This window comes from Leeuwenhoekiella palythoae (assembly GCF_900130045.1).
Taxonomy (GTDB): Bacteria; Bacteroidota; Bacteroidia; order Flavobacteriales; family Flavobacteriaceae; genus Leeuwenhoekiella; species Leeuwenhoekiella palythoae.
Map to the genome: position 1 here is coordinate 3,488 of NZ_FQXT01000006.1, position 14,098 is coordinate 17,585.

Below are 14,098 nucleotides of genomic sequence, written 5' to 3' on the forward strand. Positions count from 1 at the left end.
ACCGAAGGCGACGGCAATCTAACGGATAACGGCGATGATACGTGGACTTTAGTTGTGCCAGATGCTAACGCACTTCCTGACGGAACTTACGATGTAATGGCGACCGCTACGGATGCAGCCGGCAATAGCAGCAGTGATGCAACCACTGATGAATTAACGATCGATACTACTGCACCGACAGTTCCAACGGTTGATCTGTTGACCACTAATGACAACACGCCAACCATTACCGGAACCGCGGATTCAGCAGATGATTTAACGGTGATGTTAAACGGTATAACCTATACCGAAGGCGACGGCAATCTAACCGATAACGGTGATCATACGTGGACTTTAGTTGTGCCAGACGCCAATGCACTTCCAGACGGAACTTACGATGTGATGGCAACTGCCACGGATGCAGCCGGCAACAGCAGTAGTGATGCAACGCTTGACGAATTGACTATTGATTCCACAGGACCTGGTATTCCAACAGTAAACAGTCAGACCACAGCAGACGTTACTCCGACGATTACCGGAACTGCAGATTCTTCAGAGAGTTTGACCGTAAGCGTTAACAGTGTAACCTATGTAGAGGGTGATGGGAATTTGGTTGATAATGGCGATGATACATGGACGCTGACTATTCCTGATGGAAATGAGATAGAAGAAGGGACTTACGATGTGATGGCTCAAAGTAGTGATGGTGTGGGGAATACTTCAGTAGATGCTACGATAGATGAGTTGGTAATCAACATAGGAATACCTTCAGGTGATGACAATCAGGTGTTCTGTTCAACAGATCCTGTGACGCTTCAGGATATTGTTTTAGATCAGTCAAACATTGTTTGGTATGATCAACAAACTGGAGGTGTTCAGCTTGATCCAACTACGCCTTTAGCAGATGGAGTCACCTATTATGCAGCTCTTGTAGTAGATGGAGTAGAGGGCAACGGTCGTTTTGGAGTAACTGTTATGCTCACGCAACCTACCACTGCGAGTATCGAAGCTTCACAGGCTAATGCGTGCTTGGGCACTGAGATAATCTACACCACACAGTCTGGCATGTCAAATTATATGTGGACGATCACTTCAGGAGGTTCAATCACTTCGGGAGGTGGCCTAGATGATAATTTTGTGGCTGTAATTTGGGATATCCCAGGAAACAATACTGTAAGCGTGACTTATGACACAACACTTTCTTGTATCGTTGAAACTTCGGCTGATCTGGAAGTTATTGCAGAAGCTTGTTCTGATTTAAGTATTTCTAAATCGGTAAATCTAATGAATCCGGCAATTGGCGAACAGGTAACGTACTTAATTGAAGTAACAAATACCGGCGAAACAGATATTACAAATATCCAAGTGAGTGAAGCCCTTCCGTCAGGTTTAGAGTTTGACAGTTTTACGGCACCAATTGGTAATTACAATCCGCTTACCGGAGTATGGACAATTCCTTCTTTAGCAGCAAATAGCAGCACAACATTAACAGTTGTAGCTACTGTTCTAAGCACAGGAGACTATAGAAACGTAGCTGAAATAATCACTTCTACACCAATTGATAGCAATACCGGAAACAATACTTCAGAAGTAGAGATCGATCCTGATTGCTTGATGGTATTCAATGAGTTTTCGCCAAACGGTGATGGGATGAACGATCTGTTTACGGTACGATGTATTGAAAAATACCCTAACAATACGGTAAATGTGTATAACAGAGTAGGACAGTTAGTCTTTACTGCTAGTGGTTATCTCAATACGTGGAATGGGGATTCTAATGTAGCTAACTCTATAAACAAATCCAGCGGTTTACCTGCAGGAACCTATTACTACGCTATAGAGTTGGGCGAGGGTGAGCGTACCCTAACCGGTTGGATTTATATAGCTCGATAATAAATTAATTCTCTCATTAAAATTTAATAATCATGACAAAAATAGTCACAACCTTAATCAAACTGATGATTGTGGCGTGTAGTGCTGCCGGTATTTACGGGCAGCAGGCGCCCAACTATACGCAGTATATGTACAATACAATGACAGTGAACCCAGCTTATGCAGGCTCATCTGATGCATTGAACATTACAGCAAATTATAAAGCACAATTCACCGGGATTGACGGGGCACCAGAGACCATTAACTTAGGTCTGGAAACACCGGTAACCTATAATGTAGGTCTGGGTTTAAACATAACTCGGGATGCCTTAGGCCCTTCAGAAGACTTGAATATTGACGGAAACTTTTCCTATGCCATTCAGTTGGCTGAGCGTACGTATTTGTCTTTTGGTTTAAAAGCCGGTTTTAGAGTACTGAACGTTGATTTTAGAAAAGGGGTTTTTGATAATCCTAATGATCCTTCATTTATGAATAATATCAACAATCAATTTCTAGGTGTATTAGGAGCCGGGACGTATTTATATAGCGATCAATGGTATTTAGGACTTTCAACGCCTAACTTTTTCTCACAGGAATATTATGATGAGGAAGATGATTTTGTGAACACAGAGCAGTTACACGTGTATCTCATTGGAGGATATATATTTGATATCAGTCAGAATACAAAATTCAAGCCGGCCGCTTTATTTGATTATGTAGAAGGTGCGCCTATAAGAGCAAATCTATCGGCTAATTTTCTTTTTCTGGAGCGCTTTACTATTGGGGCAGGGTACAGTATGGATGCCGCTGTGAGTGCATTGGCTGGCTTTCAGGTAACCAACAATATTTTTATAGGCTATGCGTACGATTATAATACTTCAGACTTTAATCAATACAATGAGGGGAGTCATGAGATCTTAATTAAGTTTTCTCTTGCTAGAAGACGAGGAGCAACTTTTTCACCAAGATTCTTTTAAAATTGAGACCCATGAGAACTATTTATATTTTACTACTATTTATAAGTGTTAATACTTTCGCACAAAGCAATCTAAAAAAGGCAAACGAACTTTATGATAGACATATTTATATAGAAGCTGCTCCGGCTTTTGAGAAATATATGGCTTCAGCAAAAAAAGAGAATGTAACGCCCGACATATATATGAAAATGGGTGATGTTTATTACAATCTTAAAGATTACTACAAGGCAAAAGAATACTATGAAATCTGGTATAAAAAGGTGGGGCCTAACCAAGATAACTCTCAAGGATTTCAGTATTACGACACCTTGCGTTATCTCAAAGAATACGATAAAGCGAGCCAAGTGGTTGAATTGTATCTGAAAGAAAAAGGAACGCCCGAAATGCTCAACGCATATTATGAAGAAAAATCAAGATTTGAAGAATTGATTAAGGGGGACACCCTGTACACAATTAAAAATCTGGAATTGAACTCACAGTATGCTGATTTTGGAGGTGCGATAAGTGAGGGTACATTTGTTTTTACTTCAGCCCGAAATAAAGAAGCTAATAAAATTTACGAGCGTGATAATACACCCTATTTAGCTATTTATAAGGCAGATATGAATGGTCCCGAATCCTTTTCGAATATTGGATTATTTAATAAAGAATTAGAAACACCATACCACGATGCAACCGTAAGTTTCTCACCTAATAGTAAATACATTTATTTTGCTTCGAGTGCTCAAGATAACAATAGAAAGATTTTTACGGGAGATAAGCGTAATTACTTCAATATTTATCGCGTAGATCTCACTGCAAAAAAAATCAAAAAAGAATTACTTCCTTTTAATGGAGAAACGTATTCTTCAGGACACCCTTTTGTAACCGAAGACGGTACCAAACTGTTTTTTGCTTCAGACATGCCGGGTGGTTACGGAAGAGCAGATATTTATGTTTGCGATATTTACGAGGACGGTACGTATTCAAAACCACGAAATTTGGGCCCTTTGATCAATAGTATCGTTGATGATTATTTTCCGTTTTATAAGGATAACACCTTGTACTTTTCATCCGAAGGGCACGTAGGCTTTGGCGGACTAGACGTTTATAAAACTAATTTTCAAGACGGAATTTTTGGAGCCGTTATCAATCTGGGGCCTAACATCAATTCTAATGCAGACGATTTTGCTTATGTCGCTGGTTTAGAACCTGACTCGGGTTATTTTTCCTCGGACCGTGCTGGCGGAAAAGGTGGTGATGATATCTATAGTTTTAAATATAACGTAAAAGAATGTTTACAAACGATCACCGGTACGGTGTATGATCTAGAAACAAAAGAGATATTATCTGGCGCTAAAGTGACTGCCTATATTAATGGTGATCAGGTACATCAAGAAGTGATTACCGATGAAAAGGGATCCTACACTATGATGTTAAACTGTGAAACTACCTATACCTTAGAGGCTACGAAAGCGGGCTATGGAGAAGACGCTTTAGATTTTTCAACAGACTTGATTCCTGGTCATCTAATGGATATGGTTGACTTTAGGCTAAAAGATCTTTCAGAAATTTTTGTGACCGATGGAGATGTCGAAAAGATACGTATAGATCCCATTTACTTTGAATATTATCGGTACAATATAAACGACGTGGCTGCAATTCAGCTAAAGCGGGTCATTGAAGTGATGGATTCTTATCCTGAAATGATCATTAAAATTGAATCGCACACTGATCAGCGCGGAACAGATTATTTTAATAAAACCCTATCCTCAAACAGGGCAAACTCAACAAAAGACTGGCTCATAGAAAATGGTATAGATCCTTCTCGTATAGAGAGTGCTATAGGCTATGGGGAGTCAAGACCCATACATATTTGTGATGAAGACGGAAAAACCTGTACAGAACTAGAATACTCTGAAAACAGGAGGTCTGAATTCATCGTTGTAAGCAGGTAATGAGAGGCGTTAGAATCATTTTTCTTCTTTGATTTTAACGTAGAAACTCCCTCTTTTGAGGGAGTTTCTTATTTTATAGAATTCCAGTTTTAGCTCATAGATTTTAAGAAATACTGTTAAACTTCTTTATTGTTGAATATCACTTAGTATCTTTAGTTATAAATAATGCTAAAGATAGTCGGTTGATTTTGAGAAAAATGTAAACCGAAGCTTTAATACTATAAGCAGGCTAAAACTAAACTTAACTTTGATTCATTAGCTGTAGGGGGCTCATGGATTTGTCTATAATAGTTAGCCTGCTTTTTCATTTCATTGCTTAAACCCTTGTAACCCGAAACTTCCCTCAAAATTTAATAGGTACGTTGGATCAATCTTCGTATTCTTCCTTTGAGATAGTCAACTTTAAAATGTTCATTCCACCTTTAGTTTAAGTAGTAACTAGAGTATTGTTTATAATTATACCTTTCAAAAATAATATATGATTCAAATTACTTTTTTCAATAATTAAATTGAATCCCTTTTTCCTATAGATTTTCAGTAATAAAATTTCTAGTATTTTGTGGGCTTAATGTAACAAAGCGATTTTACCCTATAACGGTCACTACATACCATGAAATTTAATAAGTTTATTTTCTTAGTACTGGGTCCTGTACTATTTTTAATACTGCAACAGTTAGACGCGCCAACCGGCATGTCACAGCCCGCTTACGATATTCTTTGCGTAACAATATGGATGGCATTATGGTGGGTTACCGAAGTTGTACCTATCGCAGTGACTGCTTTGCTTCCTATTGTATTGTTTCCGCTTACGGGGGCGGTAGATATCTCAACAACTACAGCATCGTATGGGCACAAATATGTGTTCTTGTATATGGGTGGTTTCATCTTAGCTATTGCAATTGAAAAATGGAACCTCCACAAGCGCATCGCTTTACACATCATCAAAATCATTGGGACTAATGTCAAAAATATTATTCTAGGTTTTATGGTGGCGACCGCATTTTTATCCATGTGGATTTCTAATACCGCTACTTCCGTAATGATGCTGCCCATAGGGATGTCAATCGTATCTCAATTAAAGGACAATCCCAATACTATTGCAGATGAGAATATGATTTTTGGGAAAGCACTGATGTTGGGTATTGCGTATAGCGCCTCAATAGGAGGTGTGGCAACTTTGATAGGAACGCCGCCAAACTTGGTTTTCGCCGGTTATATTGAAGAGGTTTATGCGATAGATATTAGCTTTTTTCAGTGGTTTAAGTTCGGTTTTCCTATTAGTTTGATCTTGCTCGTTATCAGTTGGTGGTACCTCACAAACATTGCTTATTCTTTTAAACAGAAAGACTTTCCCGGCGGAAAAGCAGAAATCAATCGCTTGCTTAAGGAGTTGGGACCTATGCAGCGTGAAGAGAAAACGGTGTTGGTTGTTTTTACAACTACGGCTATTTGCTGGATCACCAGATCTTTCTTCTTAGAAAATTGGTTTCCCGGCATTGATGATACCATCATTGCAATAGCAGCAGGTATTTTACTATTTACACTGAATGCTTCCGGAAAAGGAAAACGCATTTTACACTGGGAGGAAGCTGTAAATATTCCTTGGGGAATCATTCTTCTTTTTGGCGGCGGAATGGCTTTAGCTTCCGGATTTGAGGTTACAGGATTGGCAAAATGGTTCGGACTTCAGATGACTCTTTTAGATGCTTTACCGCTTTTATTGATTATTCTACTAGTGATTTTTAGTGTCAATTTTATTACAGAATTGACGTCAAATCTTGCCACCACAGCGATGTTGTTGCCTATTCTGGCACCAATAGCGCTAGAGCTTGATCTTAATCCTTATATGCTTCTTGTTGCAACCACAGTCGCCGCTTCTTGTGCATTTATGCTGCCGGTTGCTACGCCGCCTAACGCCGTAGTTTTTGGTTCAGGATATCTTAAAATACCTGATATGGTAAAAGCCGGATTTTGGATGAATATTGTTTCAATAATCCTATTAACCCTGTTTGTATATTTTATGCTTCCTGTTGTTTGGGATTTTGACCCATATGGATTCAGTAAAAAGTTTGTAACCGAAGGAATATCAGGGTAAGAATGCACTAAAGTATTAGTTATAATGTTAAAGTCGCTCTCCATTACGGAATTCCGTACTTTTTTCTGAATGCTTCTTCTTTTATTTGCTACGGATTAGATTTAAGATCAAGAACGAGCAGATTACTGTTACATTCTAATAATTTTGTTGGCTGTAGGGGGCGTTGCAAAGCGATTAGTACAAACAGATCTGCTCTTCTTTTTTCACTACACCCAAAGCGATTGAACCCCAATAAAAAAGAGCTGTTTAGGAGATAAGCTCTTTAATTGTTTTTATGGTTTCGGTTGGATTTTCAGCCTTAAAAATAAAGCTTCCGGCCACTAAAACATCTGCACCACTCTCTATCAATTGTTTTGCATTATGATCTGTCACTCCGCCATCAATTTCGATTAACGTATTGGCGTTATGTGTGAGAATGATCTCTTTTAATTCCCGCACTTTTCGGTAGGTGTTCTCTATGAACGATTGACCGCCAAACCCCGGATTTACACTCATGATTATGACTTGGTCGATGTCAGTAATTACATCTTTTAAAAGGTGTACTGGTGTGTGTGGATTAAGCGCTACTCCTGCTTTCATTCCTTCTGCTTTGATCGCCTGCAAGGTGCGGTGTAAATGGGTGCAAGCTTCGTAATGTACGGTAAGATTAGTGCTTCCTAAAGCTGCAAAAGTCTTGATATAGCGATCAGGATCTACAATCATTAGATGTACATCAATCACTTTTTTTGCGTGCTGCGTTATGGCTTGAACCACCGGCATTCCAAAAGAGATATTGGGTACAAAAACACCGTCCATCACATCTACATGCAGCCAGTCTGCATCACTAGCGTTGACCATTTTAATATCGCGTTCAAGGTTTGCAAAATCAGCAGCCAAGATAGAAGGAGCAAGGTATTTAGGAGTCATATCAAATTTTATTAATAGCGTAAATTTAAGAATTGCTGCTTTAGAAGTGGTGTCAATTTAGATTTATATCAGCTTAAATAGATACCATGAAAAATCCCCGGTAATCAGCCGGGGATTCATTCATCAATCAAAAAACGAACAGTTATGATGAACTGTTGTTACTTTAAATATTTTCTTGGGGTTTCAATATTAGTGCAATTTACTAAAAAGCTAGCGAAACACCCTATTTTTAACGAATTCTTGTAAAATCTAGCCTAAATAGGTTTTTAAAATTTTGCTGCGAGAGGTGTGTTTAAGTCTTCTGATCGCCTTTTCTTTAATTTGGCGTACACGCTCACGAGTAAGGTCAAAAGTCTCACCAATTTCTTCAAGAGTCATAGGGTGTTGATGACCTAAACCAAAATATAAACGCACAACATCAGCTTCGCGTGGTGTTAGCGTTTCTAGTGCACGTTCGATCTCTGTACTAAGGGATTCGCTAAGCAATTCACGGTCAGGGTTAGGAGACTCACCAGAGCGCAAAACATCATACAAGTTGGAATCTTCCCCTTCAATAAGTGGCGCATCCATACTTACGTGACGACCTGCATTCTTAAGCGATTCTTTTACCTCATTAACGGTCATATCAAGCTCTTTTGCAATTTCTTCAGGGCTTGGCGGACGTTCATTAGCTTGCTCTAGAAACGCGTAAGTTTTGTTGATTTTATTGATGCTTCCGATCTTGTTTAGTGGAAGACGCACAATGCGTGATTGCTCAGCTAATGCTTGTAAAATAGATTGTCTAATCCACCAAACAGCATAAGAGATAAATTTAAAACCGCGCGTTTCGTCAAAACGCTGCGCAGCTTTGATAAGACCTAAATTTCCTTCATTAATCAAGTCAGGAAGTGTAAGCCCTTGGTTTTGATATTGTTTTGCAACAGAAACCACAAAACGCAGGTTAGCTTTAGTCAATTTTTCTAAAGCACGCTGATCGCCTGCTTTAATACGTTGTGCTAATTCAACCTCCTCATCGGCAGTAATAAGGTCTACTTTACCAATTTCTTGTAAGTACTTGTCAAGCGAAGCGGTTTCTCTGTTGGTAACCTGTTTTGTAATCTTAAGTTGTCTCATAGGACCATCACATATTTAAAATGTTCCACCGGATTGATTATACCGGTACTCAATGTTTGAATCGCAGCGGCAAAATGCGTAACTGCTGATTTACCTATTATACGTAAAGAGGTAATTAAAGGTTACAGAAATATTTAATTTTTTTTAGAAAATTTTAACAAATAGCTGAACGACTGATTTTTTCGCTTAAAGACCAAAATCTGCTAAACTTCTTTTAGTCCAATCAGCTGAAGATTGACATCTACTAAAGCTTTGTTATATAGCATTTCAAAAGCTTTAAGATGCGTTTTTGCTTCTTCGATTTTATCAGCATTTTTAAGATGCGTTTCAATTTGTTGTAGATGATGACCGTGTTCTGTCATCCCAAGATTCATAAAACTCGATTTCATTTTATGAGCCAGTGTACTCGCTCTGGCATAATACTCTCGCTCAACACAGTTGCGCAGACTGTTGAAATCTTCAGGGGTTTCTGTAATAAACACTTCAAGAAGTGCAATTACAAAATCTTTGTCGTTATCAAAAATGGCAAAGAGTTGGTTTAAATCTATGCAAGAAGGTGCCATTTCAGGTTGTGCTTTTTGAGGTTCCGGTGGCTTAGGATGCTGCTGTTTTTGCTCAACAGATCTTTCAGAGGAAGAATTATCAGAAATTAACCAATATAATACCTCTTTTAGCGCTTCTTCCTTCAAGGGTTTTGTCAAATAAAAGTCAATACCTGCTTTAATGGCATTTTTACGCGCTTCCGGAAAAACATCAGCAGAGCACGCCACGATAGGTACTTTATTTAATTGATCTTGTTCTGACCTTCTAATGGCAGCTATAGCGTCGAGCCCATTCATAACCGGCATATGCATATCCATCAAAATAAGATCGTATTTTTTAGGTGCATTGGTGTAAATAGCGACCGCTTCTTCACCATTCTCAGCAATATCCGCTTGAACTTCTAAACCCTGAAGCAGTTGACGAATGTAAAACTGGTTCATCTTATTATCCTCAGCTACAAGAACGGTCAAGCCTTTTAAATGCTTCGGTTTACCGTCAACAGGTTTTTCGAGATCTTGAAGCTTTTTACGTTTACTCTTTTCAAAGCTTAGGTCAAAATAAAAGGTAGAACCCTCGCCAACGAGACTTTCAGCACTGAGTTTTCCGCCTTGTAAATTAATGAGCTCTTTGGTGATGGAAAGACCCAATCCTGTACCATTTATTTTAGCGTGCTCCGGCTCATCAACTTGATAAAAACTATCAAAGATTTTATTCAGTTGTTCGGCGGGGATTCCTATTCCTGTGTCTTTAACGGTAAACTTGATTTTGACCGATTCAGCAGTTTCTTCAACTAGCTTTAGATCAAGTTGTATGACACCGCGCTTGGTGAATTTAATAGCGTTACCTAACAGGTTTGTAATGATCTGATTTAATCGATATTGATCGCCAATCACAATATCCGGAATGCTTGGGTCAATTTCGGTATTTAGTTTTAACCCCTTTTCCCGAGCCTTTACTTCAAAAGCATTTGAGAGGTTGGAGACCACTTCTGCCAGATTAAAATCAGAAGACTGTAAGGTGAGCTTTCCTGCTTCGATCTTTGAAAAATCAAGAATGTCATTCACAATCGACAAGAGATTTTTCGCCGAAAAAGAAATGCCTTCTAAGTTCTTCTTTAAAAGTTGCTTATCGTCAAAACCTTTCTTGATTAAAATTTCAGAAAGTCCTAAGATCACGTTGAGCGGTGTACGGATCTCGTGACTCATATTAGATAAAAACGTCGTCTTTGCTTCTGCAGTGCGCTCGGCATTCATTTTAGCCTTCAAGGTATCTTTTCGCTCTGTGATATTTCTGATAAAAAGACTAAAAGTATCTACGGGTTCAGAATAGTTATTGGTAAAAGTGACCTCATAAGGCATGAGTTCACCTTGCGTATTTTTAATATCCAGCTCCACACGATTGCCAATGAGCGCCAGAGGTTGTTGTTTATAGAGGTTCTGAATGTCTTTATGCAGCTTTGTACTAATGGCCTCAGGAAATAATTTATAAACGGAAGTTTGCTTAAGCTGTTCCTTCTCGAGGCCAAAAATGCGGGTACTCAAGGTATTCATTCCTTTAATCGCCCCGGAATTATCAAAAAGCAAGTAACCGTCCAACAAATTCTCTAGTACATCTACGTGCGTAGTTTGCGCACTATGCGCCGAAGGTTTTTGCTTAGGTAAAGGGGGTTCCTGAGGTGGAAGGGGCTCTATAGGTGGTTTAAAATAATCTTTGTTGGCCGACTCGTTTAGCAACGAAGTAAAAAGCTGCGGCATCACATCATTGATGGCTACGACTGCATTTAATTTTTCATAATAGCTGAAAAACTCTTCTTTAGTACCCGAGAATGCTGAATCAACAAAGTCTTGCCCAAAGATCTCACCAAATTCTTTATTGATTTTATACGCATCATCCTTAATTCTTCTGAAGCTGTTAATCTGCTGAACAAGATCTGAAGAAGGCTCTGCGTGATATGCTTTTTCTAAAGAATTCAGCCACGAGATCGTAGTATTTAATTCCGGATCTTCATCTTTAAACTTCTTTAAAATCGTAATCAGAAAGAGTTGCGCAAGGCTGATTTCTTGGTTCTTTCCGCTAGTGTAGAGCGGTAAGAATGCATTGGAATTTGCAATTTTTGGAAATTGTTTTTTGATTTGTAAACGCAACTTCTCTTCTGTGTTGATGTAACGCGCATCGTGATTGATGAGGTAAAACTCTAAATCGAGATAAAAGTTGACAACACAGATTTCAGCCAAATAAGCATCTTCAGGAAACTCAAAATTTTCAATCTTCGATTCTAAAAGTTTCAATCTGGGGCCCGGCGTGCCCAAACTGATGAGGTAATTGAAAAAGTTTTTTATAGGATCTTCTGTAGAATCACTTTTAGTAATCCTAGTAGCACGATGATTGAGAAGACGATCTATAAATGAGCTCATTGGGTGTGAGATGGAAAAACAAAAGCTTTATTTCGTTTAAAGGCTAAATTAAATATTTTAAATGAATACTAATGGATTTTACTTGTAGGAAAAGTTTGAATTTAAGGCTTTTACCAAAAATCGAATTTCATTGCTTTTTTGCTGAAAAATTTTCAGTAGATGATTTTAAAACTTGATAAAAAAATAAAAGGGAGCTCAATGAAGAACTCCCTTTTTGAATAATATTTACTGATAATTAGACTCTTACGTGTCCGTCACCAAATACATAGTATTTATTTGTCACCAATTGTTTTAATCCTAACGGACCTCTGTGATGCAATTTATCGGTACTGATCGCTAACTCGGCACCAACGCCCATTTGTCCACCATCTGTAAATCGCGTGGAAGCGTTGTGATAAACCGCTGCTGTATCTATGTTTTCCATAAAGGTTGTCGCAGCCTCTTTATCAGTTGTCATAATCGCACTAGAGTGACCACCGCTGTAAGTGTTGATCTTTTCCATCGCTTCTTCCATACTGTCAACAGCGCCAAGAACAATTTTCATCGCTAAAAATTCTTCATACCACGTATCTTCATTTGGGATCACGGTGTTATCGCTAAGAACTTCTTTTGAAGCTTCGTCTGCTAATACTTCAACACCTTTAGCTTTAAGAATTTGATCTAATTCTTTGATCTTAGCTTCATAATCAGCAATGTTCTTGTCTACCAATACTTTATCTAGCGCGTTACATCCAGATATTTTATCGGTTTTAGCATTGATGATTACCTCAATAGTTTTGGCCCAATCTGCTTTTGGATGTACGTATAAGAAGTTATTTCCTCTACCGCTTACCAAAACAGCACATTTGGCGTGTTCCTTTACAAATCCTATTAAGCGCTCACCACCACGAGGAACAATCAAATCTAAAGGTTGATCAGGATTCTTTAAGAATGCCTGAGTTTCTTCACGATTCATTTGTAACATGGTGATCCAAGACTCATCAAGGTCATTCTCGCGTAAAGCTTGCTTCCAACAGTCTACAAGAACAACATTACTATGATGCGCCTCTTTACCACCTTTAAGCAAAATTTTATTGTTTGCTTTAAAAGCTAGAACTGCAGCTTCAATAGTCACATCAGGACGCGATTCATAAATGATCATAATGGTTCCAAATGGAGCCGTCTTGTTGATGATTTTTAAACCGCTATCAAGTGTTGTATTTGAAATTTCTTGACTTACAGGATCTTCTTGATCGCGCACCTCTTTAATCGCTTGAATCATACCACTAATTTTAGCATCATTTACAACCAATCGGTCGTAAAGGGCTTGATCGTCGCGATTAAAAGCCTCTAAATCTTTTTTATTAGCTTCTAAAATTTCGCTTTTTCTAGACTCAATAATATTCATCATTGAATCAAGAACTTTATTTTTTATATCTGAATTGAGTAATTGCATTTTACTTTTTTTCTTTTATTAATTTGAATTGAATGAACTAATCTATTTCAAACTTAAGCTTGAAACTTAGTACCAATTTCTTTACCTTCCAGAAGGTCGACAATCACATTAGGTTTTTTACCATTAGCAATAAAGCAAGTGATGTCTTTGCGAGCAGTTTCTTTAGCAATTTTAAGCTTAGATTTCATTCCTCCTCGTCCTTCACCTTCAGCTTTGTTATTCTCTTGAACGTATTGTTCTACTTTCTGCTCAGGATGCACTTCCGTTAATTTTTCTGATTCATCATCATCAGGATGCCCTGTATAAAGTCCGTCTGTATCCGTAAGAAGAATCAATGCATCTGCATTGATCAATTCGGCTACAAGACTTGCGAGCTCATCATTATCAGTAAACATTGACATAGTTAATGATACTGCGTCATCCTCATTTGCGATAGGAATAATACCTTCAGACAAAAGACCTTCATAGCAATTGATCATATTCTCGCGGTGCTTCCCTGGCGCAAAATCACGCTTAGTAGCAAGTAATTGAGCGCAATGCATACCGAAGCTATTAAATAGTGTATAATAGTGACGCATCATACGAGGTTGCCCAACTGAAGAGAATATTTGTCTACGGGTAGAAGCATCTTCATAATTGCATTCTCCTAAGACTTCTTTACCTGCAATTGCAGAACCTGAAGAAACTAAAACAGGCTGGTAACCTTTTTCATAAAGCTCTGCGATTTGTCTCACAAGTTCATGAAGAACAGGCCCAACAATTCTGTTGTTTCTATTGGTCATTACATTAGTTCCTACTTTTATAACTACACGTTTTGTGCTCATAAT

9 protein-coding genes are annotated in these 14,098 nt (G+C 38.3%); 4 read left to right on the plus strand and 5 right to left on the minus strand.

The features are described from left to right. The 4 genes from BUA96_RS14895 to BUA96_RS14910 all read left to right on the plus strand — a co-directional run. Positions 1 to 1,872: T9SS type B sorting domain-containing protein (locus BUA96_RS14895; RefSeq protein WP_175546505.1), on the plus strand; the 1,872-nt coding region annotated here is incomplete at its 5' end. A 32-nt stretch (positions 1,873 to 1,904) separates the two neighbouring features. Further along, positions 1,905 to 2,828, plus strand: a complete 924-nt coding sequence (locus tag BUA96_RS14900) for a PorP/SprF family type IX secretion system membrane protein (RefSeq protein ID WP_072984424.1) — start codon at positions 1,905 to 1,907, stop codon at positions 2,826 to 2,828. Positions 2,829 to 2,839: 11 nt separating this feature from the next. Further along, positions 2,840 to 4,765, plus strand: a complete 1,926-nt coding sequence (locus tag BUA96_RS14905) for an OmpA family protein (protein WP_072984426.1) — start codon at positions 2,840 to 2,842, stop codon at positions 4,763 to 4,765. Positions 4,766 to 5,375: 610 nt separating this feature from the next. After that, positions 5,376 to 6,860 carry an SLC13 family permease gene (locus tag BUA96_RS14910; RefSeq protein WP_072984428.1) on the plus strand — a complete coding sequence of 495 codons (1,485 nt, stop codon included), beginning with the start codon at positions 5,376 to 5,378 and terminating at the stop codon, positions 6,858 to 6,860. A gap of 246 nt (positions 6,861 to 7,106) precedes the next feature. On the opposite strand, the gene rpe is transcribed toward BUA96_RS14910, so the two are convergent. The 5 genes from rpe to proB all read right to left on the minus strand — a co-directional run bounded on the left by rpe (position 7,107) and on the right by proB (position 14,095). Beyond that, on the minus strand, positions 7,107 to 7,766 hold the full coding sequence (gene rpe / locus BUA96_RS14915; RefSeq protein ID WP_072984430.1) for a ribulose-phosphate 3-epimerase: 660 nt from the start codon (positions 7,764 to 7,766) through the stop codon (positions 7,107 to 7,109). Positions 7,767 to 8,015: 249 nt separating this feature from the next. Next, positions 8,016 to 8,879 (minus strand): sigma-70 family RNA polymerase sigma factor, encoded by an 864-nt coding sequence (locus BUA96_RS14920; RefSeq protein ID WP_072984432.1) that lies wholly within the window; start codon positions 8,877 to 8,879, stop codon positions 8,016 to 8,018. A 203-nt stretch (positions 8,880 to 9,082) separates the two neighbouring features. After that, positions 9,083 to 11,836 carry an ATP-binding protein gene (locus BUA96_RS14925; protein WP_072984434.1) on the minus strand — a complete coding sequence of 918 codons (2,754 nt, stop codon included), beginning with the start codon at positions 11,834 to 11,836 and terminating at the stop codon, positions 9,083 to 9,085. A gap of 235 nt (positions 11,837 to 12,071) precedes the next feature. After that, complete coding sequence (locus BUA96_RS14930) at positions 12,072 to 13,271, minus strand: glutamate-5-semialdehyde dehydrogenase (protein ID WP_072984436.1); 1,200 nt, start codon at positions 13,269 to 13,271, stop codon at positions 12,072 to 12,074. Positions 13,272 to 13,324: 53 nt separating this feature from the next. Continuing rightward, on the minus strand, positions 13,325 to 14,095 hold the full coding sequence (gene proB / locus BUA96_RS14935; protein ID WP_072984438.1) for a glutamate 5-kinase: 771 nt from the start codon (positions 14,093 to 14,095) through the stop codon (positions 13,325 to 13,327). Positions 14,096 to 14,098: the final 3 nt, after the last annotated feature.

What these genes read in the sequence shown, in the direction of transcription:
- BUA96_RS14925 (WP_072984434.1), bottom strand. Translation starts at nt 11,836, where the DNA reads ATGAGCTCATTTATAGATCGTCTTCTCAATCATCGTGCTACTAGGATT.
- BUA96_RS14930 (WP_072984436.1), bottom strand. Translation starts at nt 13,271, where the DNA reads ATGCAATTACTCAATTCAGATATAAAAAATAAAGTTCTTGATTCAATG.
- proB (WP_072984438.1), bottom strand. Translation starts at nt 14,095, where the DNA reads ATGAGCACAAAACGTGTAGTTATAAAAGTAGGAACTAATGTAATGACC.
- BUA96_RS14920 (WP_072984432.1), bottom strand. Translation starts at nt 8,879, where the DNA reads ATGAGACAACTTAAGATTACAAAACAGGTTACCAACAGAGAAACCGCT.
- rpe (WP_072984430.1), bottom strand. Translation starts at nt 7,766, where the DNA reads ATGACTCCTAAATACCTTGCTCCTTCTATCTTGGCTGCTGATTTTGCA.
- BUA96_RS14905 (WP_072984426.1), top strand. Translation starts at nt 2,840, where the DNA reads ATGAGAACTATTTATATTTTACTACTATTTATAAGTGTTAATACTTTC.
- BUA96_RS14900 (WP_072984424.1), top strand. Translation starts at nt 1,905, where the DNA reads ATGACAAAAATAGTCACAACCTTAATCAAACTGATGATTGTGGCGTGT.
- BUA96_RS14910 (WP_072984428.1), top strand. Translation starts at nt 5,376, where the DNA reads ATGAAATTTAATAAGTTTATTTTCTTAGTACTGGGTCCTGTACTATTT.